Source organism: Nocardioides pelophilus (assembly GCF_014180685.1).
GTDB classification, from domain to species: domain Bacteria; phylum Actinomycetota; class Actinomycetes; order Propionibacteriales; family Nocardioidaceae; genus Nocardioides; species Nocardioides pelophilus.
This window is the reverse complement of sequence record NZ_JACEHF010000063.1, coordinates 1-21,094: the sequence shown is the minus strand read 5'-3', so window position 1 is coordinate 21,094 and position 21,094 is coordinate 1. Positions and strand designations below refer to the sequence as shown.

General features: G+C 70.3%; 18 protein-coding genes and 1 pseudogene. 8 read left to right on the top strand and 11 right to left on the bottom strand.

Annotated features, from left to right (window positions below; translation table 11 throughout):
* Window positions 1-51: 51 nt before the first annotated feature.
* From hrpA to H0488_RS12060, 5 genes are all read right to left on the bottom strand, one after another.
* On the bottom strand, window positions 52-3,924 hold the full coding sequence (gene hrpA / locus H0488_RS12080) for an ATP-dependent RNA helicase HrpA (protein ID WP_183099527.1): 3,873 nt from the start codon (window positions 3,922-3,924) through the stop codon (window positions 52-54).
* A 29-nt stretch (window positions 3,925-3,953) separates the two neighbouring features.
* The gene (locus tag H0488_RS12075) at window positions 3,954-5,486 is read right to left on the bottom strand and encodes a flagellar hook assembly protein FlgD (protein WP_183099526.1); all 1,533 of its coding nucleotides are present in this window, start codon (window positions 5,484-5,486) and stop codon (window positions 3,954-3,956) included.
* Between the two features lie 83 nt (window positions 5,487-5,569).
* Window positions 5,570-6,685, bottom strand: a complete 1,116-nt coding sequence (locus H0488_RS12070; protein WP_446685614.1) for an HNH endonuclease signature motif containing protein — start codon at window positions 6,683-6,685, stop codon at window positions 5,570-5,572.
* Window positions 6,686-7,248: 563 nt separating this feature from the next.
* Complete coding sequence (locus tag H0488_RS12065; RefSeq protein ID WP_183099524.1) at window positions 7,249-7,971, bottom strand: GAF and ANTAR domain-containing protein; 723 nt, start codon at window positions 7,969-7,971, stop codon at window positions 7,249-7,251.
* 45 nt (window positions 7,972-8,016) lie between these two features.
* Window positions 8,017-8,733, bottom strand: coding sequence for a GAF domain-containing protein (locus H0488_RS12060; protein ID WP_183099523.1), 717 nt, complete (start codon window positions 8,731-8,733; stop codon window positions 8,017-8,019).
* Between the two features lie 87 nt (window positions 8,734-8,820).
* On the opposite strand from H0488_RS12060, the gene H0488_RS12055 reads away from it, so the two are divergent.
* Window positions 8,821-9,852 (top strand): fatty acid desaturase family protein, encoded by a 1,032-nt coding sequence (locus H0488_RS12055; protein ID WP_183099522.1) that lies wholly within the window; start codon window positions 8,821-8,823, stop codon window positions 9,850-9,852.
* Here H0488_RS12055 and H0488_RS12050 read toward each other — a convergent pair.
* Entirely contained in the window at window positions 9,839-10,330 is a 492-nt protein-coding gene (locus H0488_RS12050) for a hypothetical protein (protein ID WP_183099521.1), read from the bottom strand. The genes H0488_RS12055 and H0488_RS12050 overlap by 14 nt on opposite strands.
* Window positions 10,331-10,525: 195 nt before the next feature.
* On the opposite strand from H0488_RS12050, the gene H0488_RS12045 reads away from it, so the two are divergent.
* From H0488_RS12045 to H0488_RS12030, 4 genes are all read left to right on the top strand, one after another.
* Entirely contained in the window at window positions 10,526-11,248 is a 723-nt protein-coding gene (locus H0488_RS12045) for a response regulator transcription factor (RefSeq protein WP_183099520.1), read from the top strand.
* Entirely contained in the window at window positions 11,245-12,651 is a 1,407-nt protein-coding gene (locus tag H0488_RS12040; protein ID WP_312856309.1) for a sensor histidine kinase, read from the top strand. Before H0488_RS12045 ends, H0488_RS12040 begins: the two co-directional genes overlap by 4 nt.
* A gap of 70 nt (window positions 12,652-12,721) precedes the next feature.
* Complete coding sequence (gene rocD, locus H0488_RS12035) at window positions 12,722-13,945, top strand: ornithine--oxo-acid transaminase (protein WP_183099519.1); 1,224 nt, start codon at window positions 12,722-12,724, stop codon at window positions 13,943-13,945.
* Window positions 13,946-14,014: 69 nt separating this feature from the next.
* Window positions 14,015-14,227, top strand: a complete 213-nt coding sequence (locus tag H0488_RS12030) for a hypothetical protein (protein WP_183099518.1) — start codon at window positions 14,015-14,017, stop codon at window positions 14,225-14,227.
* A gap of 36 nt (window positions 14,228-14,263) precedes the next feature.
* Here H0488_RS12030 and H0488_RS12025 read toward each other — a convergent pair whose 3' ends face one another.
* A complete protein-coding gene (locus H0488_RS12025; RefSeq protein WP_183099517.1) occupies window positions 14,264-14,857 on the bottom strand; it encodes a TetR/AcrR family transcriptional regulator in 594 nt (197 codons plus the stop codon).
* A gap of 49 nt (window positions 14,858-14,906) precedes the next feature.
* Between H0488_RS12025 and H0488_RS12020 the strand changes: the two genes are divergently transcribed.
* The 3 genes from H0488_RS12020 to H0488_RS12010 all read left to right on the top strand — a co-directional run bounded on the left by H0488_RS12020 (window position 14,907) and on the right by H0488_RS12010 (window position 17,890).
* Entirely contained in the window at window positions 14,907-16,439 is a 1,533-nt protein-coding gene (locus tag H0488_RS12020; RefSeq protein ID WP_183099516.1) for a flavin-containing monooxygenase, read from the top strand.
* On the top strand, window positions 16,436-17,278 hold the full coding sequence (locus H0488_RS12015) for an SDR family NAD(P)-dependent oxidoreductase (protein WP_183099515.1): 843 nt from the start codon (window positions 16,436-16,438) through the stop codon (window positions 17,276-17,278). The genes H0488_RS12020 and H0488_RS12015 overlap by 4 nt, the downstream gene beginning before the upstream one ends.
* 84 nt (window positions 17,279-17,362) lie before the next feature.
* The gene (locus tag H0488_RS12010) at window positions 17,363-17,890 is read left to right on the top strand and encodes a ribonuclease FAU-1 family protein (RefSeq protein ID WP_183099514.1); all 528 of its coding nucleotides are present in this window, start codon (window positions 17,363-17,365) and stop codon (window positions 17,888-17,890) included.
* Here H0488_RS12010 and H0488_RS12005 read toward each other — a convergent pair.
* The 4 genes and pseudogenes from H0488_RS12005 to H0488_RS11990 all read right to left on the bottom strand — a co-directional run.
* On the bottom strand, window positions 17,877-18,236 hold the full coding sequence (locus H0488_RS12005; RefSeq protein WP_183099513.1) for a hypothetical protein: 360 nt from the start codon (window positions 18,234-18,236) through the stop codon (window positions 17,877-17,879). The genes H0488_RS12010 and H0488_RS12005 overlap by 14 nt on opposite strands.
* Window positions 18,233-19,450, bottom strand: coding sequence for a fatty acid desaturase family protein (locus H0488_RS12000; RefSeq protein ID WP_183099512.1), 1,218 nt, complete (start codon window positions 19,448-19,450; stop codon window positions 18,233-18,235). The genes H0488_RS12005 and H0488_RS12000 overlap by 4 nt, the downstream gene beginning before the upstream one ends.
* A gap of 65 nt (window positions 19,451-19,515) precedes the next feature.
* Window positions 19,516-20,613, bottom strand: a complete 1,098-nt coding sequence (locus H0488_RS11995) for a ferredoxin reductase (RefSeq protein WP_183099511.1) — start codon at window positions 20,611-20,613, stop codon at window positions 19,516-19,518.
* 74 nt (window positions 20,614-20,687) lie between these two features.
* Window positions 20,688-21,094: pseudogene (locus tag H0488_RS11990) on the bottom strand (FUSC family protein); the annotation flags it as partial.

Sequence of the window (21,094 nt, the reverse complement as noted above, 5' to 3'; positions counted from 1 at the left end):
CCGCGCCGACGGTCGGTGGTGCGCGCGTCCTCCCTCTGGCATCTCGACAGCCTACGCGTCGAGCAGCTTGCGGATCCGGACGTCGCTGACCTTGCCGGCGGTGCCGAGGTGGGGCGCCCACAGGGAGACCCGGAACTCCTCGAGCTGCCAGCGCACCTGGCGCAGGGCGGATCCGGGCGGACGACCCTCGGGCAGCGCGGCGATCCGGTGCAGGTAGGCCTCCTGCAAGGGCTGCACACGGTCCAGCCAGGCCCGGTCCCTGGCCACGGCCATGCCGCCCTCGCCGAGCTGTTCACGGCGGCGGCGGATCGCGGCGAGGTAGACCGGGTAGCGCCGCAGCTGCGCGGCACCGGCGTCCCCGACGAACCCGGCCGGCACCAGCCGCGCGAGCTGGGCCTGCATGTCGGAGAGCGCCGGCAGCAGGGCGAGCTCGGCGCGACCGCTGAGCAGCCGATCGGCCTCGCGGTGGGCGTCGAGCACGCGGAAGAGATCGGGCAGCAGGGCGCGGACGGCTCCCGCGGCGCCTGGGGAGCCGGTCCGGAGCGAGGCGAGCAGGGCGTCGTACTCGCTCTGCGTGCGGAGCATCCCCATCTCCTGCGCGCGCTCCTGCGCCGCATCGACCGCGTCGACGACGACCGCGCGGAGGCAGTCGGCGAGCAGCGCCTGGACCGAGGGGTACGAGGTGCCGGCCAGCCGCAGCTTCTCCTCGTTGGAGAGGCCGGCCACCAGTCCGCTGACCGGCGCGTCACCGAGCTCGACCAGCAGCAGCCTGATCAGGCCGAGCCGGTGCCGGGCGTCGCGCTCGCTGCTCGAGCCGAAGACCTGGAGCCCGACGGTCGTGCCCTCGTCGACCAGCCCGGGGAAGGCCTCCACCTCGTGGCCGGCACGGGTCCAGGTGGCCGTCGGGGTGATCTCACCGAAGACCCACGACGTCTCGCCGGTGCGGGCGACGCCGCTGTCGGCCGCCACCTCGGCCATGGCCCGCTCGAACCGGGGCTGCAGCGGCTCCTTGAGCGCCGCCAGGTCCTTGCCCCGCGCCTGCTGCCGTCCTTGGTCGTCGACGACGCGGTAGGTCGGGCGCAGGTGCGGCGCGAGTGCGTCGAGCCCCCAGGACTCACGCGGCACGTGCACGCCGGTGGTCGCGCGCAGGTAGCGCTCGAGCGCGTCGAGCAGCGACTCCTCCCCCGGCGGCACGGTGGCGAGGAACTCACGGGCGGTGTTGGGCGCCGGCACGAAGTTGACGCGGATCTGCTTGGGCAGGCTCCGGATCAGCTCGGTCACGAGCTCCTCACGCAGGCCGGGGACGTTCCAGGAGAAGTCCTCGTCGCGGACCCGGTTGAGGACCGCCACCGGGACGTCGATCGTGATGCCGTCGTCCTCGGCGCCCGGCTCGAAGTGGTAGGCGAGGTCGAAGGTCAGACCGCCGTCGGCGACCCACTGCTCGGGGTAGTCCTGCTCGGTCACCTCGGCCGCGGCGTCATGGGTGAGCATCGCGGGGTCGAAGGTCAGCAGGTCCGGCCGCTCGCGGCGTACGGCCTTCCACCACTGGTCGAAGTGCGCACCGCTCACGACGTCCGCCCCGACCCGTTCGTCGTAGAAGTCGAAGAGGGTGTGCTCGTCGACGACGAGGTCGCGCCGCCGCGCGCGGTGCTCGAGCTCCTCGGCCTGCTCCAGCAGCGTGCGGTTGTGGTGGAAGAACTGGTGCCGGGTCGACCACTCGCCGTAGACGAGGGCGTGCCGGATGAAGATCTCGCGCGCGAGCTCGCGGTCGACCTTGCCGTAGGACACGAGGCGATCGGCGACCAGCGGTACGCCGTACAACGTCACCCGCTCGTGCGCCATCACCGACTGGCGCTTCCGCGACCAGTGCGGCTCGGAGTAGGTGCGCTTCACCAGGTGGCCGCCGAGCCGTTCGGCCCACTCGGGCTGGATCGCGGCGTTCTGGCGCGCCCAGAGCCGCCCGGTCTCGACCAGCTCGAAGGCCATGACGAACGGCGGGTTCTTCCGCGCGAGCCCGCTGCCGGGGAAGATCGCGAACTTGGTGCCGCGGGCGCCGAGGTACTCGCGCGGACCGGGACGCCTGCCCGACTTCGACTTCTCCCGCTCCTCCAGGAGGCCGATGTGGCTGAGGAGGCCGGAGAGCAGGGCCTGGTGGATCCCGTCGGCGTCGTACGGAGTTGCCGGTGGTTGAGGAGGTCGCGCAGCGACCGTCTCGGAACCCTCCAGGCGGATGCCCATCTCCTTCGCGACCTGCCGCAGCTGGCTCTGGAACTCCTGCCACTCCCGGACGCGCAGGTAGTGGAGGTACTCGCGCTTGCACATCCGGCGGAACGCGCTGCCGGACAGCTCGCGCTGCTGCTCCCGGAGATAGCTCCACAGGTTGAGCCAGGTGAGGAAGTCGGACCCCTCCGCCTTGAACCGCGCGTGCGCCTGGTCGGCTCGGGCCTGCTCCGCCGGCTGGTCGGCGCCGGGGCGCTCCCGCGGGTCCTGCAGCGACAGCGCCGCCACGATGACGAGCACGTCGCGCACGCACCCCAGTCGCTCCGCCTCCAGCAGCATCCGGCCGAGCCGCGGGTCGATCGGCAGCCGCGCCAGCCGCTGCCCGGTCTTGGTGAGGCGCTGACCGCTGATCGCGCCGAGCTCCTCCAAGAGCTGCTGCCCCGCCTGGACGTTGCGGCGGTCCGGCGGCTCCAGGAACGGGAACCGGGCGATGTCGCCGAGTCCGAGCGCGGTCATCTGGAGGATCACCGAGGCCAGGTTGGTGCGCAGGATCTCGGGATCGGTGAACTCCGGGCGGCCCTCGAAGTCCTCCTCGCTGTAGAGGCGGATCGCGATGCCCGCGGCGACCCGGCCGCACCGACCGGACCGCTGATTGGCCGAGGCCTGGCTGATCGCCTCGATCGGCAGCCGCTGGACCTTGGTGCGCGACGAGTACCGCGAGATGCGCGCCACGCCGGTGTCGACGACGTACCGGATGCCCGGCACGGTCAGCGACGTCTCCGCGACGTTGGTGGCGAGCACCACCCGCCGGCGCGAGCTGCGCGCGGGCGCGAAGACCCGGTGCTGCTCGGCGGAGGAGAGCCGCGAGTAGAGCGGGAGTACGTCGATCCCGCGCGGGCCGTCGGCCAGCGACTGCAGCGCCTCGGCAGTGTCGCGGATCTCGCGCTCGCCCGGCAGGAAGACCAGGACGTCGCCCGGTCCTTCCCCCGACAGCTCCTTGACGGCATCGACGACCGCCTCGGTCGGGTCGCGCGCGATCACCTCGGCCTCGTCGTCCTCCTCGGGCAGCTCCATGAGCGGCCGATAGCGGACCTCGACGGGATAGGTGCGGCCCGACACCTCGACGATCGGCGCCGGCTTGCCGTTGCGGTCGGAGAAGTGCTCGGCGAAGCGCTCGGGGTCGATGGTGGCGCTGGTGATGATCAGCTTGAGGTCGGGGCGCTTCGGGAGCAGCTGCTTGAGGTAGCCGAGCAGGAAGTCGATGTTGAGGCTCCGCTCGTGGGCCTCGTCGATGATGATCGTGTCGTAGCGCTGGAGCGACCGGTCGCGCTGCAGCTCGGCGAGCAGGATGCCGTCGGTCATCACCTTGACCCGGCTGCGCTTCGACGTACGGTCCGTGAACCGGACCTGGTAGCCGACCAGGTCCCCGAGCTCGGTGCCGAGCTCCTCGGCGATCCGCTCGGACACCGCGCGCGCCGCGATCCGGCGAGGCTGCGTGTGCCCGATCATCCGCGGCCGCCCGTCCTTGCCCGGCGCGCCGCGGCCCAGCTCGAGGCAGATCTTCGGCAGCTGCGTGGTCTTCCCCGACCCGGTCTCGCCGGCGACGATCACGACCTGGTGGTCACGGATCGCCTTCGCGATGTCGTCGCGTCGGGCGCTGACCGGCAGGTCCGGCGGGTAGGTGATGTCCACGGCGTCAGGCATTCTTCCCTGTCCGACCGAGGACCGGCCATTCAGTTGGTCCGTCGGCGCAATCCCCAGTAGCGGATGCGTACCTTGAACTTCTTCACGTCGTACATCGCGCCCTCGGCGAGACCGACCGACCAGATGAGGAACGGGCCGTCCTCGGCGTCGCCGTGGACGACTGCCTGCCCCACCTCGTGGCCACGGTGCCAGCCCAGCCGACGGTCGAACTGCGACCTAGCGAACCACTCCTGGTCGCGATGCCAGTACCAGTGGACGAGGTAGGCCGAATCCGAACCCCTCGCGCCTCCACCATACGCCGAGACCCGGATCTGGTCGTAGAGGTCGCGGCGTCCGAGCGGACTCGGCGGCAGCTGGATGTCGTGGACCGTGGTGACGGACTGCGCCGCGAGGGTTCGACATCTCCGGCCAGCATCGTTCGACCGCAGACCGATCGAGCCGCGCCAACCCGCCCGAGCCGGTGACTTGAGCGAGGCACACCGTCCGACGAACCTGTCGATCATCGACGATCTCGGGGCGATCGTCTTCTCCCAGATCATCTGGGCCAGGATCTCGTGGGACACCCGCACCTGTTCGACGTAGGACTCCTCGTTGCCCTGGCGATCGATCACCGTCGCATGGATGCTGTAGTTCCCTTCCGGAACGCTGAAGCCGTCGAACCCCTTGCCGTCCCAGCTCCCACGGCCGCCGTTGAAACCACGGCGCCTGACTGTCACTCCGTCGGAGTTGCGGATGTCCAGCTCGAGCCTCCGCATGACCTCAGGCTCGTCCTTGACCACCTCGATGGTGACTTGGTCACCGAACGACACGTCAGGGTCGCGCTCGGGATAGACGACGTCGGCGCCGATGCGGACCCCCCGAGCGGCGTTGACACCGTCCCACTCGAACGCCGTCGTGAAGTTGCCGTCGAGCGATCCGTACGGGTCGGCGATGCCGCTCACCTCAGCACGGAACTGGTAGCGCTCGCCGTGCACGAGAGCATCGGTGTCTCCGAGTGCGGGGAAGGCGTAGGGGTTGTCGGAAGTGCCGCTGAGGAGCGGCACCGCGTCGGGCTGTCCGTCGGGCACCACCTCCCAAGCGACGTCGAACGCGTGGCCGCCGGTCGGTTGGATGTCGAAGACAAACGGTGTACTCGGGCCACGCAGGTCCTCTGTCAGAGCCTGACCCACGAACTCGTCGAACGGATAGATCCATGTCTTGGCGACGACGGCGCACGTCGCCGGAGAGTCGGCCTCGGTCGGGCATTGCCTCACCGTGAGCCACACGTCTCCGTCGAAGGCGGCGGGAACGTCGAGATTCGTCGAGCCATGAGAGGGCAGCGCCTGGACGCTGGACGGCAGGGACGCCTTGGCGAGCACGACGAAGAGGAACTCCGGTCCGTCGTACGACGTGGTCACGGTGTACGGGGTCGTGGCTGGGTTGAACCTTTGTGTCACCGGCAGGGTGATGACGGGATCACCTTCGGCGGCGGCAGGAGAGACGACAGCGAGGCTGCTCCCCACCAGCGCCGCCACCGCCGCGCGGAGCACGGGTGTGCGACGGCGTACTCGAATGCCGGCCATGCCGAAGCTCCCCATGTCTCGCCCGATCGGACAGCGGAATCCTAGGTCGTGGCCGGACCCGTGTCTGAGGAAGCCTGGAACTCCTAGGGCCGTCGGTGGAAGCGGAGGTCGCCGTTGGGGAGGAGCTCGTGGGTGAATCTTCGGTCATGGAGGCGGTCGTGGTGCCAGCTGCAGGCCAGGATTCCGTCGCCGAGGTCTGTCTTGCCGCCTTGGGACCAGGGTTTCAAATGATGGGCGTCGCACCAGGCTGCGGAGACGGTGCAGCCCTCGGCGCGGCAGTGTTTGTCGCGGAGGCGTAGGGTTTTGCGTTGGGCGGGTGAGAAGAGGCGGCGGGTGCGACCGAGGTCGAGGATCTCGCCCTTGCCGCCGAGGACCACGGGGATGATCTGCGCGGTGCACGCCATCCGGCGGATCGCGGTGGCGGAGAGTGGTTCGCCGCCGACGATGGCGCCGGTGCCGAGCTCCTCGCGCAGGGAGTCGAGGTCGATGGTGACCATCAGGGTGGTCGCATCCCCGCCGTGGACCGGGAGCTTGGCGGGGTCGAGGTGCTCCAACAGGGCGCCGAAGGCTTGGCCGAGCTTGCGGTGGCGGGGGATGCGGTCCTCTTCCCCGGCGAGGGCCTCCTCTGACCTGCGGGGGCTGGTGAAGGCGTCGAGGTAGGTCAGCAGCCGGGTCTGGTCGAGCTCGGGGTGCACGATGGTGGTCCGGGCCAGGCCGTCGCCGATGAGCCGGGTGCGCAGGCTGGTCTTCTCCCGAGCCCGTTGCTCCTCGGCTTCGAGGAGCTTGGCTTCTTCTGCTTCGGCGATCTCGGGTGCGACGACCTCCAGGATCCGGCGGCCGAGGCGGCGCAGCTCGGTGGGGTTGAAGTCGGCGCAGTAGGCCACGAGCTGGTTCTCGGCCTTGGCCAGCAGGGTGGGGTCTAGGTCGTCGGGCAGGGCCTCGAGCGCGGCGGTGATGACCCGGGCCTGCGGAAGCGCAACGCACCCCTCGGCCATGCCGGCCGCGACCCGGGTCCAGCGCCGGTCCAGGNCTTCGGCCAGCCGGGCGTCGGCGCGGGCGGTAGTGGGGTCGGCGTGGGTGAGGTGGGCGGCCCAGGAGCCGATGTCGCGGGCACCGGCGGCGTCGGCGACGTCGCCGGCGGTGGCGAGGACGCGTAGTTGGAGTTCTTGCAGCGCGCTGATCGCGCGAGCGATCTCCACGACCGCGGTGGTCTTCTCGGCGGGTGGCAGGTAGAGCGGTTGCACGTCCCGTACCCCGGTGACCGCGGCCTGGACCTGGGTGGTGCAGGCGAGGATCGGGTGGGGTTGGGGGTGGAGTTGGGCGACCACGGTGTTCCTTTCCGAGATGCTTCTATCGTACACCTGTTCGATTCGGAATGGAACATTCGTTGGGTGGTTTTCACAGGTGGTTGCCTTGGTTTCGAGGCTCGCTTCGCTCGCACCTCAACCAGCGGCACCCCGGCATGGCGAGCGGGGTCTCGTGACGGTCGCCGCGCGACCTCCTCGACCACCAGCGGGCAACGGCGGCGGCGAGCCGGCGTACTTCCGCAACCACCCGAACACCTCCCCCGCTACCGCCACCAAAGCGAGTACCTCAGGGCTCCGGCAACCGGGGCAGGGCCCGGGGGACCGCACCGTGACCAACGACGGCGCGCCACCACGTCGTCCGTCTTTCCCACCGCAACCGACGACGGCGCGGAAGCTGCGGGCAGGGGGTCTCGTGACGGTCGCTGGGCGACCTCCTCGACGACCGGCGCGGCGGGTCAGGGGTGGCGGAGGTCGTCGGCGGCGAGCTCGCGCTCGATCACGCGACGCGCGACTTCCTTGACGGGCTCGTTGTGGCTGCGGCTGTAGTCGCGCATCAGCTGGAAGGCGCGGTCGACGTCGACGCCGGAGCTGGCGAGCAGGACCCCCTTGGCCTGCTCGATCAGGACCCGGCTGTTGAGGGCGGTCTGGAGCTGCTCGGCGATCAGACCGGACTGCCGCACCGCCCGCTCCTGCAGCAACCCGATGGTGGCGATGTCGGCCAGGGCCTGGCCGAGCGCGACGTCGTCGGGGGTGAGCTCGACGACGGCGGAGCTGAAGAGGTTCATCGCGCCGATCACCGAGTCCCGCAGCCGCAGCGGGATCGCATGCGCCGACTGGTAGCCCACATCGGCGGCGGCGACGCTGAAGCGCGGCCACCGAGACCGGGCCTCGGACAACCCGACGTTCACCACCGCGCGACCGCTGTTGAAGCAGTCGAGGCAAGGGCCCTCGTCGTTCTGCAGCTCGAAGAGCTCGAGCACCTTGGCCCGATCGCTCGTCGACGCGACGACGTGCAGCGAACCCCGCATGTCGTTGAGGATCACCCCCGCCGCGTCGGCATGGAGGAGCTCGACGCTGCGTTCGGTCAGCGTCGACAGGAAGTCGAGCGCGTCGAACTCGTCGACGAGCGTGTCGGCGAGCTCGACGAACACCTGGGTCAATCGCTGCTCTGTGGTCATGACGACGGCTTTCGACTGGTCAGGCGGGTTTGGAGTAGACGTGCCTCAATCATCTTCGCCCTCCTCGGGCTGAATACGAAGGCGTCCGGCCAGGACGTCGCGAGCGATCTGCAGCAGCGGCCGATCACTGGCGAACGCATGGGCGCGGAGCAGGAGCAGGGCCTCGGCGAGACCGACCGACGCCTGGACCGAGAGGTATCCCGTCGCCTGGTGCACCTCGGCCCGATAGGTCACGGGTTCGTCCAGCTCGGGATGGAGCGCGCTCCCCGGCTCCGTCTGCGCCTGCAGGAGCAGGAGGACCTCGACGGCCGCGTCGGCGTACGCCATCGCCGTCGCCGTGCCCTCGTCGTCCCAGCGACCGGGCGTCGCGCGGTACAGGCAGAGGGCGCCCAGCGGGGTCGTGCCGACCTGGAGAGGGAGCGCGAACACCGCTCGTACGCCGGCGGCGACCGCTGCGGGCCCGAATCCGAGCCAGGGCAGCACCGCCGCAGCCGAGAGGTCGGGGTGGACGACCGGACTGTTGCTGCGCGACGCGTCCAGGCTGGGACCTTCGCCGAGCTCGAACTGGAGGTCCTCGAGCTGGGCCGCGAGCGGGCCGGAAGCTCCGATCACCCCCTGGTGCCCGGACTCGTTGATCAGCGCCATGCCGGATCCACTGAGGTCCATGAAAGCCGAGCAGTCGGCGCACAGGAGCCCCGGAAGCGAATCGCCCGATCCGTGCTCGGCGTTGATCGCCTCGAGGATCTGGGCCGTGGTTCTCACGCTTTCACCTCTGCCACCGTAGGAGTAGCCTCGAAGCAAGGCCACCTGAGACCCCGGCGGCGCCATCTGCAGCAGCCGGGAGTCTTCATGTCCTTCACCGGGTCGGTCCGTCAGCCCGTCGAGAGCGGCTACAGCGAGTTGCTTCGGGAAATTCGAGGTCATGGACTCCTCCACCGTAGACCCCGCTACTACCTGACCCTCGCGACCATCAACCTGATCGGCATCGGACTCATCGTGATGGGCCTGCTGCTCCTGCGCGATTCGTGGTGGGCGATCCTCCTCGCCCCCGCCTTTGCGTTCGTGTCGACGCAGATCGCGTTCTTCGCCCACGACGCCGCGCACCACCAGATCGCCCAGGGCGGGCGGGCTACAGCTCTGCTCGCCCTGGTGCACGGGAACCTGTTGAACGGCATGAGCTACGGGTGGTGGCGCGCCAAGCACAACGCCCACCACGCGCACCCCAACGACCTGGACTCCGACCCGGACGTCGCCGTCGGCGCGTTCGTGTTCGACGCCGACCAGGCCAGCGACCGGAAGGGGATGGCTTCCTGGCTGACGCGTCACCAGGCCGGCCTGTTCTTCCCGATCCTGACGCTCGAGGCGCTCAACCTGCGCATCTCGAGCGTGCGCGCCGTCGTACGGCCCGGGCTTCGCTACCGCAAGACCGAGGCGCTGCTGATGCTCGGCCACGCCGTCCTGTACGTCGCGCTGCTGGTCACGACCCTGACCTGGCTCCAGGCACTGGTGTTCCTCGCCGTTCACCAGGGCTTGTTCGGCGTCTACCTCGGCTGCTCGTTCGCGCCGGCTCACAAGGGGATGCCGCCGCTGACCTCGGAGCAGGCGGCCGACCCGCTGCTACGCCAGGTGCTCACCTCTCGCAACGTCCGCGGCGGGCCGGTCGTCGACTACGCGCTCGGCGGCCTCAACCTCCAGATCGAGCACCACCTGTTCCCCGGCATGCCCCGACCCAACCTGAGGCGAGCGCAGCCGATCGTCGAGCACCACTGCCGGTCACGCGGGATCGCCTACACGGAGGCGAACCTCGTCGAGTCCTACGCCCTCGGGCTCCGGCACATGCACCAGGTCGGCGAACCGCTGCGCAACATCAGCTCTGGCTGAGGCTGCTCTGCTCGTCGGTGCCGTCGTCGGTCCCGTCGTCGGTCCCGTCGTCGGTGTCGTCGTCGGTGTCGGAGCCCGGCGGCACGGGCAGCTCGGGCATCTCGCCGTCCTGGTCGCCGTCCCCAGGCATGCCGAACCGCTGCCGCCCGCCGCCCGGGACCATCGGCATCCCGGGCTGCATCTGCTGGCCGATCCGGTGCTCTCCGCGGTCACCGCGGTCGTCGTCGCTCACCAGCGCGGTGGTCACCGCACCACCCGCAGCGCCGAGGATCAGCCCGGCCACCGCCACCGCGGCGATCGAACGCATGCGGAAGGTGCGGTCGCGCCAGCGGTCCTTCGCCACCGGCGCCGGGGCGTCGAACGTGGCGGCCGGCGGCGGGTCGGCAGCGGGCGGGTCGGTGACGGGCTGGTCGGCCGCCGCGTCGGGAGTCTCGACCGGGTCGTTGGGGCGGTCGGGGTTGTCGTCGTGTTCGCTCATGCGGCCACGGTGACCGCTGAGCCTGTGGCCCACCTGTGTGCCGGCCACGGACCAGCCATGACTGCCGGGGGTCTCGTGACGGTCGCCAGAGCGACCTCCTCGACCACCGGCGGAGCTGCGCGACCTCCTCGACCACCGGGCGAACCCACACGAGCCTCACAGCGGACTCACAGGCATCGCGGCCAGACTGTGACCATGAGTCAGACCGACGAGCTCACCCGCCCCGACGGCACCCCCGTGCGGGTGCTCGTCGTCGACGACGAGGTCAACATCGCCGAGCTGATCGCGATGGCGCTGCGCTACGAGGGCTGGACCGTCGACGTCGCCCACACGGGTTCGAAAGCCGTGACCGCGGCGAAGGCCGAGCGGCCCGATGTCGTCGTGCTCGACTGGATGCTGCCCGACTTCGACGGCCTCGAGGTGCTGCGTCGGATCCGGGCCGCCGAGCCCGCCGTACCGGTCCTCTTCCTCACCGCGCGCGACGCGGTCGAGGACCGGGTCGCCGGGCTGACAGCGGGTGGGGACGACTACGTCACCAAGCCGTTCTCGCTGGAGGAGCTGGTGGCGCGCCTGCGCGCACTCGTACGCCGGGCCGGGGTTGCTGTCGCCCAGAGCAGCTCGGTGCTGACCGTCGGCGACCTCGCTCTCGACGAGGACTCCCACGAGGTCACCCGCGCCGGCGAGGAGATCCACCTGACCGCGACCGAGTTCGAGCTGCTCCGCTTCCTCATGCGCAACCCGAAGCGGGTGCTGAGCAAGGCGCAGATCCTCGACCGCGTCTGGAACTACGACTTCGGCGGCCAGGCCAACATCGTCGAGCTCTACATCTCCTACCTGCGCCGCAAGATCGACTCCGGCCGCTCGCCGATGATCCACACCATGCGCGGGGCGGGCTACGTGCTGAAGCCGGCGACGTGATCCGGCTCCCCCGCTCGCTCACCTCGCGGTTGGTGCTGACCACGGTCGCGCTGGTCGCGGCGGTCTCCGCGCTCATCGCGATTGCCACGACGATCGCCATGCACGACCACCTGACCGACCAGCTGGACCGGAAGGTGCAGGCATCGACGGGCCGTGCGCTCGGCGGCCCCGGGGGTCACGACGACGCTCGACGAGGTCCGCGGGACGTCGGCAACCAGGAGCCGGGCACGCTCGTACTGCTGCCCGCCGAGGACGTGGGCTTCGTGCTCACCGATCGTCCGGGCGAGGAGCTGCTCCTCACGGACGAGATGATCTCGACACTGCTCGACGTGCCATCGGACGGCGATGTCCACGAGGTCGAGCTTCCGAAGCTGGGCGCCTACCGGGTTGCCGTCGCCGACAACGGGTCGATCGTGACCGGCCTCCCCACCGACGAGGTCGACGACGCGGTCCAATCGCTCATCCGCTGGGAGCTTGCCCTCGGCGCTCTCGCCGTGGTCCTGGCGGCCGTCGCCGGCACAGCGCTGGTACGCCGCCAGCTCCGCCCCCTCACCGAGGTCGCCCGCACCGCCCACGCGGTGGCCGAGCGGCCCCTGGACTCCGGCGAGATCGGCGTGACCGAGCGGGTGCCCGACCACCTCACCGACCCCGACACCGAGGTCGGCCAGGTCGGCCAGGCCCTCAACACCCTCCTCGCCCACGTCGAGTCCTCGCTCGACGCCCGCCACCGCAGCGAGCTGCAGGTGAGGCAGTTCGTGGCCGACGCGAGCCACGAGCTGCGGACGCCGCTGACGACGATCGTCGGCTACGCCGAGCTGGCCCGGCGCCGCCAGGACCCCGAGGCCACGGCGACCGCACTGGCCAAGGTCGAGGAGGAGGCGGCGCGGATGACGACCCTCGTCGAGGACCTGCTGCTGCTCGCCCGCCTCGACAGCGGCCGGCCGCTCGCCCAGGAGCCGGTCGACCTGACCCGGCTGCTGCTGGAGGCGGTCGAGGACGCCCGGGTGCTCGCGCCGGACCATCGCTGGCACCTCGAGCTGGCCACCTCCGACGAGGACGGGGGCGCCGTACCGGTCGAGGTCATCGGCGACGCCGCCCGGCTCCACCAGGTCGTCACGAACCTGCTCACCAACGCGCGCAAGTACACGCCTCCCGGCACCACCGTGACCGTCGCGGTCCACGGCGACGGCTTCGAGGTCCGCGACGACGGGCCGGGCTTCCCGCCGGACCTGCTGCCGGTCGCCTTCGAGCGGTTCTCCCGCGGGGACGCCTCCCGCCACCGGGAGGGCGGCGTCGGCCTCGGCCTCGCGTTGGTGCAGGCGATCGTGGCGGCGCACGGCGGTACCGTGACGCTGACCAGCGAACCGGGCGACACCCGGGTCCGCGTCGCCTTCCCGTCGTGAATTCCAGATTGTCTGACAATCCGTGATACACAGGAAGTCAGCAGAGCGCGGCAACGAGGGAGGCGGATCCATGAGCATCACCACCGGTACGACGACGGGCACCACGCCGGCGGAGGTCGAGCGGGCCGAGGCCCGGACCGCCCACAACTACCACCCGCTTCCGGTCGTGCTCGCGCACGGCGAGGGCGCCTGGCTGACCGACGTCGACGGCCGCCGCTTCCTCGACCTCCTCGCCGGCTACTCCGCGCTCAACTTCGGCCACAGCCACCCGCGCCTGATCGGGGCCGCGCACGCCCAGCTCGACAAGCTGACGCTCACCAGCCGCGCGTTCATCCACGACGCGTTCGCCGACTTCTGCGCCGCCCTGGGCGACCTGTGCGGCAAGGAGCTGGTGCTCCCGATGAACACCGGCGCCGAGGCCGTCGAGACCGCGATCAAGGTCAGCCGCAAGTGGGGCTACGAGGTCAAGGGCGTCCCCGCCGACCGGGCCCGGATCATCGTGGCCAGCGGCAACTTCCACGGCCGCACGACCACCATCGTCGGGTTCTCCGACGACCCCGACGCCCGCGACGGCTTCGGTCCGTTCGCGCCCGGCTTCGACACCGTCCCGTACGGCGACCTCGCCGCGATCGAGGCCGCGATCACGCCCGACACCGTGGCCGTCCTGGTCGAGCCGATCCAGGGCGAGGGCGGCGTGGTCATCCCGCCCGAGGGCTACCTGCGCGGGATCCGCGAGCTCTGCTCCCGCGAGAACGTCCTCTTCGCCGCCGACGAGATCCAGGCCGGCCTCGGCCGCACCGGCCGCACCTTCGCGTGCGACCACGAGGGCGTCGTCCCCGACCTCTACATCCTCGGCAAGGCCCTCGGCGGCGGCATCGTCCCGGTGTCGGCGGTCGTGGGCAACCGCGACGTGCTCGGCGTGCTCAAGCCCGGCCAGCACGGCTCGACCTTCGGCGGCAACCCGCTCGCCTGCGCGGTCGGCCACGAGGTCGTCGACATGCTGGCGACCGGCGAGTTCCAGACCCGCGCCACCGACCTCGGCGTGGTGCTGCGCGAGCGGCTCGACGCGCTCGTGGGCCACGGCGTGGTCGCCGTACGCTCCCGGGGACTGTGGGCCGGCGTCGACATCGACCCCTCCCTCGGCACCGGCCGGCAGGTCTGCGAGCGGCTGATGGCGCGCGGCGTCCTCGCCAAGGACACCCATGGCTCCACGATCCGGCTCGCTCCCCCGCTGGTGATCAGCGACGAGGACCTCCACTGGGGCATCGACCAGCTCGCTGCCGTCCTCGGCTGATCCGGGTCCGCGCCGGCTGCGGCTGAGGCGCGTCGTCCTGGGTACCTCCCCTGCAACCAGGAGGTAGTCATGAGGCGAGGCAGTGGGATCGGCGGCATGATCGTGGTGATCTGGCTCCTCATCGGAGTCGTGGCCGCGTTCCAACGCGGCTACTTCGGCGAGGACGAGAACGTCAGCTGTCGGGACTTCGCCGACACGGCGCTGACGGTCCTGGCCGGGCCGTTGAACTACGTCGGCGTCAACCCGAAGGTCGACTGCAAGACCCCCCGGCCGTCCAAGTAGGGCCGTCGAAGTAGGGCGGGCAGCGGACGGCGCGGGTCAGCCCAGGGTGGCGACGACGGCCGGCAGCGACTCGGTGACCAGCCGCAACAGTTGATCGCGACTCACTCCGGTCGGGTCCTCGCACCACGCCAGCACGGTCTCCTCGGCCAGCGCGGCCCACCCGCGGACAGCGAGCCGGACGGCCGGCGTGTCGACGATCAGCTCGCCCTGCGCGTCGGCGGTGAAGATCCGGTCCGTGAGCGAGAAGCGGGCGTCCAGGTAGATCGCGCGCACCGCCTCGTTGCCGCCGGCGGCGGCGCGGACCAGCGAGCGGTAGCCCTCGTAGTTGGCGATCACGTAGTCGACGTACGCCGTCATCGAGCTCAGCAGCCGCGCGATCGGGTCGCCGCCGTGCGGGGGCGCGGTCTGCGCGATCAGGTCGTCGGCCGCGCGCCGGATGACCGCTTCGTGGAAGCCCTGCTTGCTGCCGAAGTAGTGGTAGAGCAGGCCACGCGAGACGCCGGCCTCCTCGCTGAGGCGGTCGATCGAGATGTCCTCGATGGTGCTGCCCGCGAACAACCGCAGCCCGAGCTCGAGCAGCTGCTCGCGGCGCTCGTCCGGCGAGAGCCGGGTGCGGGTGGTGGCGGTCACGTGGACACTCTATTGACGAAAGTTCAATAAAGCCAATACCGTCGTCGTCATGGCTAAGAAGACCCCGAAGACCGACGTCACCGCGGTCGACCACCTGATCGTCGGCGCCGGCTTCGCCGGCCTCGCCGCCGCGATCAAGCTCCAGGAGGCCGGTGAGCACGACTTCGTGGTCATCGAGAAGGACAGCGACGTCGGCGGCACCTGGCACATCAACACCTACCCCGGCGCGGAGTGCGACGTACCGAGCCAGCTCTACAGCTACTCCTTCGCGCTGAACCCCGACTGGTCGAAGGTCTACTCCCCCCAGCAGGAGATCTGGGAGTACACCAAGCGCGTCGCCGAGGACGCCGGCGTGCTCGACCGCTTCGTCTTCGACACCGCCGTCCTCGACGCGACCTGGGACGACACCGCGCAGCGCTGGCGGGTGACCACCAGCGACGGCGAGTACGCCGCCCGCACCGTGATCTCCGGCTCCGGCGGCCTCTCCGAGCCGCGGCTGCCCGAGATCGACGGCATCGAGTCCTTCCAGGGCGAGGTCTTCCACTCGGCCCGCTGGAACCACGACGTCGACCTCGCCGGCAAGCGGGTCGCCGTGATCGGCACCGGCGCGTCGGCGATCCAGCTGGTCCCCGAGCTGCAGAAGACGCTGCAATCGAGCGGCGGCCACATGGACGTCTACCAGCGCACGCCGAACTGGATCATCCCGCGCAACGAGCGCCGGTTCACCGGGGTCGAGAAGGCGGCGTTCAAGCACGTGCCGGGACTCCAGCGCGCCGCCCGGGCGGCGGTCTACGCCCAGCTCGAGGGCCGCGCGCCGGCGTTCACCCGCTTCCCGGCGCTGCTCAAGGTCGTCGAGAGCCAGTGCAAGAAGAACATCAGCAAGGCGATCAGCGACCCGGAGCTGCGGGCCAAGGTCACCCCGACCTACCGGGCCGGCTGCAAGCGGATCCTGATCTCCAACGCGTGGTACCCGGCGATCGCCTCCGACAACGTCGACCTCGTGACCGACCCGATCGCGAAGGTCACCGGCGACGCGATCGTGACGGCCGACGGAGTCGAGCGCCCGATCGACGTGCTCGTCGTCGCGACCGGCTTCTACGTCACCGAGCCGCCCATCGCGCAGCACATCACCGGGCGGGAGGGCCGCTCCCTGGCCGACGTGTGGGGCGAGGCCGGCATGGCCGCCTACAAGGGCACCACCATCCACGGCTTCCCGAACCTGTTCCAGATCGTCGGTCCCAACACGGCGCTCGGCCACTCGTCGATGATCTTCATCATCGAGTCCCAGGTCCGCTACATCGTCGACGCGGTGCGCACGATGCGGCGCGAGGGGATCGGCGCGGTCGAGCCGACCGCCGAGGCCCAGGCCGCGTGGACCAGCAAGGTCCAGGAGCGGATGAAGCCGACCGTCTGGACCACCGGCGGCTGCGCGAGCTGGTACCTCGACAAGTTCGGCAACAACACCACCCTGTGGCCGGGGCAGACGTTCGCGTTCCGCCGCCACCTCGCCCGGTTCGACGCCGAGCAGTACGACACCCGGGCGCTGGCCCAGCACCCCAACGCCGAGGAGGCACTCGCATGAAGACCCTGGCGGACAAGGTCGTCGTCATCACCGGAGCCGGCTCGGGCATCGGGCGCGCGCTCGCGCTCAACCTGGCCGACAAGGGCGCGCTCCTCGCGCTCTCGGACGTCAACGAGGAAGGGCTCGCCGAGACCGTCGTACTCGCTGAGAAGGCGGGCGCCAAGGAGGTCCGCAGCGACCGGCTCGACGTCGCCGACCGCGCCGCCTTCGAGGCGTACGCCGCGGAGGTCGCCGCCCACTTCGGCCGGGTCAACGTGGTCATCAACAACGCCGGCGTCGCGCTGGCCGGTGACTTCGTCGACCTCGACATGAAGGACATCGACTGGATCATCGGCATCAACTTCTGGGGCGTCGTGCACGGCTCGAAGTTCTTCCTGCCGCACCTGATCGAGTCCGGCGACGGCCACCTGGTCAACATCTCCTCGCTCTTCGGCCTGATCGCCATGCCCGGCCAGAGCATGTACAACGCGTCGAAGTTCGCCGTCCGCGGCATGACCGAGGCGATCCGCGAGGAGATGCTCATCGCGCGCCACAAGGTCGGCGTCACCGCCGTCCACCCCGGCGGCATCAAGACCGCGATCGCCCGCAACGCCCGGGTCTCCGACAAGGAGGACAAGGCCGCGACCGCCAAGCTCTTCGACGAGAAGCTCGCGACGATGACCCCGGAGAAGGCAGCGGCGATCATCGTCCGCGGCATCACCCGCAACCAGGCCCGGGTCCTCGTCGGTCTCGACGCCCACGCGCTCCACACCTTCGGCAAGCTCGCCGGCTCGCGCTACCAGGACGTCATCGCCCTGGGCTCCCGCCGGGTCATGCCCCCCAAGACCACCATCGTCTGACCCGAACGCGTCGACCCGGCTCGAACTTGAGCCGGGTCGACGTGTTTCGTGCCCGAGTTTCTGCCGGGTCGGCAGGATGGCTGCGTGACGACGACCTTCGCACCTGGTGACCCGGTCCGCGTCGTGATGACCAAGTGGGGCGACCGGCCGCACTGGGAGTACGACGCCGTGTTCCTCGGCGCCGACCGGCACGGTGAGTGGCTCGGCTGCCCGACCGGCACCTTCTACGCCCGACCCGGCATGGAGTTCCTCTCGGTCTTCGCCTCGGCCGTGCTCATCCCGGCCGGCGGCGCAGCGCACCTGGCGGCGTTCAACGACGAGCACGCCGGCGCGGCGACGTACGTCGACATGACGACCCCGCCCGTGTGGGACGGGGCCGTCCTGCGCGCGGTCGACCTCGACCTCGACGTGGTCAAGCGGCACGACGGTCACGTCTACCTGGACGACGAGGACGAGTTCGCCGAGCACCAGCTCACCTACGGCTACCCCCCAGAGGTGGTCGCGATGGCCGAGCGCTCAGCGGCAGAGGTGCTGGCCGCCGTACGAGAAGCTTCCGCGCCGTACGACGGCACCGCCGACGCCTGGCGTGCGCACCTCGCTACGGCGCACTGAGCAGCGAGTTCGACTGGAACGTAGGCCGCCGGTCCTCGTCCTCACGGGCCGGCCGCACGAACTCGAACCCCGAGGTGGTGACGACCTCCCAGTCGGGGTCGGCGCCGGGATCGCGCAGCAGTGCGTCGGCACAGTCCCTGTGCAGGGGCGGGGCGTGGAAGGCGTTGCGGCCGATCTCGTCCGGCGTGCCGACGAACACGACCGGTCGGCCCAGCGACTCCGCGCACACCCCGCAGATCCGGCTCAGCGCGCACTGCGTGACCCGCCGCCCGACGAGCTCGCCGAGCCCACCTTCGGGCGAGGGGTCCCACGCGAACGGACCGGCCATCCCGCTCGGCGTCCTCATGCGCGTGCGTTCGACGAGGAGCGGGACCACCCTCCGAGCTCGGCGCGCCGCGACGGTCGCTCGTCGTCACCGCGCCGCTTGCGGTCGTGCGGCGGGGTCGGCGGGTCGGGCTGGTCGCTCTTGGTCCAGGAGTTCGGCAGCGACAGCTTCATGATGGTGCGGAGCGCCTGGCCGTACTGCCGGTAGAGGGGACCGGTCGTGTACGGGATGTCGTACTTCGCGGCCAGTGCCCGGACCTTCTCGGAGATCTCGGGATACCGGTTGCTCGGCAGGTCCGGGAAGATGTGGTGCTCGATCTGGTACCCGAGGCTCCCCGACAGGATGTGCAGCGTCCGGCCGCCCTCGAAGTTGGCGGAGCCGAGGATCTGCCGCAGGTACCACTCCGCCCGGGTCTCGTCCTCGATCTCCTCCTCGGTGAAGTGCACCGCTCCGTCGGGGAAGTGGCCGCAGAAGATGATCATGTAAGACCACAGATTGCGCGTGATGTTGGCCGCGACGTTGGCCGTCAGCACGGTCTTCCACTGCTTGCCCGCCAGCGCCGGGTAGACGACGTAGTCCTTGAGGACCTGGTTGCGGCCCTTGCGGAAGATCTGCTTGAGCTGCCGCTTCATCTCCTTCGGGTCCTTCTCGCCCTTGCGGATCCGCTCGATGTCGAGGTCGTGGAGGGCGACGCCCCACTCGAAGAGGGTCGCGAGCAGGCTGTTGTAGATCGGCTGCCCGAGGTTGTACGGCGACCACTTCTGCTCGCGCGCCATCCGCAGGATCCCGTAGCCGATGTCGTTGTCGTAGCCGAGCACGTTCGTGAACTGGTGGTGGATGTAGTTGTGCGAGTGCTTCCACTGCTCGGCCGGCTGGGCGGTGTCCCACTCCCAGTTGGACGAGTGGATCTCCGGATCGTTCATCCAGTCCCACTGTCCGTGCATGACGTTGTGGCCGATCTCCATGTTCTCGAGGATCTTGTGCAACCCCAGGAGACTCGCGCCCAGGACCCACGCCGGCTTGCGCGTCTCCTTGAACTGGCTGCCCACCAGGAGGGTGACCCGGCCGGCCGCCGCGAGGGCGCGCTGGAGCTTGATCAGCCGGTTGATGTACGCCGCGTCGGCCGCGCCGCGCGACTCCTCGATCTCGGTCCGGATCGCGTCGAGCTCACGACCGATCTGGTCGACCTCCTCCTCGGTGAGGTGGGTGTACTCCTTGACGTCCGCAATAGCCATGTGTCCTTCTCCTTACCGGTGGTCGAGGTGCGAGGAGCGCTGGCGACGAGCCTCGAAACCTCAGGTCAGATGTCGAGCGTGCAGTCACCGACGGCAGCGGTGACGCAGGTCTGGACGGGCTCGTTGGGGCTGTCGAACTCGTTGCCGTTGCGCAGGTCGCGCACCTTGCCGGAGATCATGGTCAGCGTGCAGGTGTGGCAGATGCCCATCCGACAGCCGTAGGGCATGCCGACGCCGGCCTCCTCGCCGGCCTCGAGGACCGTGGTCGCACCGTCGGCCTCGATGGTCTTGCCCGAGTTCTGGAACGTGATCGTGCCGCCCTCGCCCCCTTCGCCGCCCAGCTCGAGCGAGAAGCGCTCGAGGTGCAGGTGGTCGACGACGTCCTGCTCCTCGTAGTACTCCGTGATGGCGTCGAGCATCGGGCCCGGCCCGCAGGCGTAGGTCTCCCGGTCTCGCCAGTCGGGGCAGATCTTGTCGAGCCCGTCCGGCCCGGCGAGGTCGAGCATGCCGTCGACGTCGGTCTGGAGCCGGTGCAGCGTGAGTCCGTCGTGCTGCTCCTCGAGACGGTCCAGCTCGTCGCGGAAGATCATCCGGTCCTCGGTCGGCGAGGAGTAGTGCATCACGACGTCGGGCATCGCTCTGCCGATTTCTCGGGAGCGCCGGTCGAGGGTGCGGAGCATCGCCATCACGGGCGTCACCCCGCTGCCGCCGACGAGGAACAGCATCCGCTCCGGTGGCGGGTCGGGAAGGACGAAGTCGCCCTCGGGAAGGGCGAGCCGGACGATGGTGCCCGGTTCGAGGCCCTTGACCAGGTGGCTGGAGAGCTTGCCCTCGGGCATGGCGCGCACCGTGATCGTGATCGTTCCCCGTCGCCGCTCGGGCGGCGAGCTCACCGAGTAGGAGCGCCACTGGAACTTGCCGTTGACCTGGATGCCGATGCCGACGTACTGACCCGGCTTGTGGTCGTAGCGCCATCCCCAGCCCGGCCGGATCACCAGGGTGGCGGCGTCCTCGGTCTCCGGGATCACCTTCTCGACCCGCCCGCGCAGCTCGCGCGAGCTCCAGAGCGGGTTCAGCAGTCGGAGGTAGTCGTCGGGGTGGAGCGGCGTGGTGAGCTTGGAGGCGGACCTCCGCACCCGCTCCCACGGGATTGTGCTGGCCATGACATCCAGAGAACAATTGTTCACCGAAGAGGTCAACCCGGATGTCCGGCGCCGAGGTGGGTAGGGCCGGCTCCTCAGCGGTTCGGCGGCGGCAGCGCGTCGGTCGCCTCCAGCTGGCCCATCCCCGTGACGAGCAGCAGGTCGACCACGATCGACCGCACCTGGGCGAGGATCGCGTCCCCGGTGAGCGACTCGCTGCGCTCCACCAGGCCGGTCGCCTGTCCGACAGCCAGCACCTTCGGTCGCGCCGCCACCGCCATCCGGTCGGCGGCCAGCTCGTCGGCGACCGCATCCACCGCCAGCGCCAGATCGGCGGTGAGGTCGACGTACGACGACGGCACCGGCCGGTGCGTGTACGCCGCGACGGCGGTCTGGCGCACCAGCACCCGGGTGCTGCGCAAGGCGCGGTCGAGCGGGTCCACCAGCTCGACCATCCGGCGCAACCCCTCGCGGTGCCGGAGCCGGAACGGCGAGGGCGCCA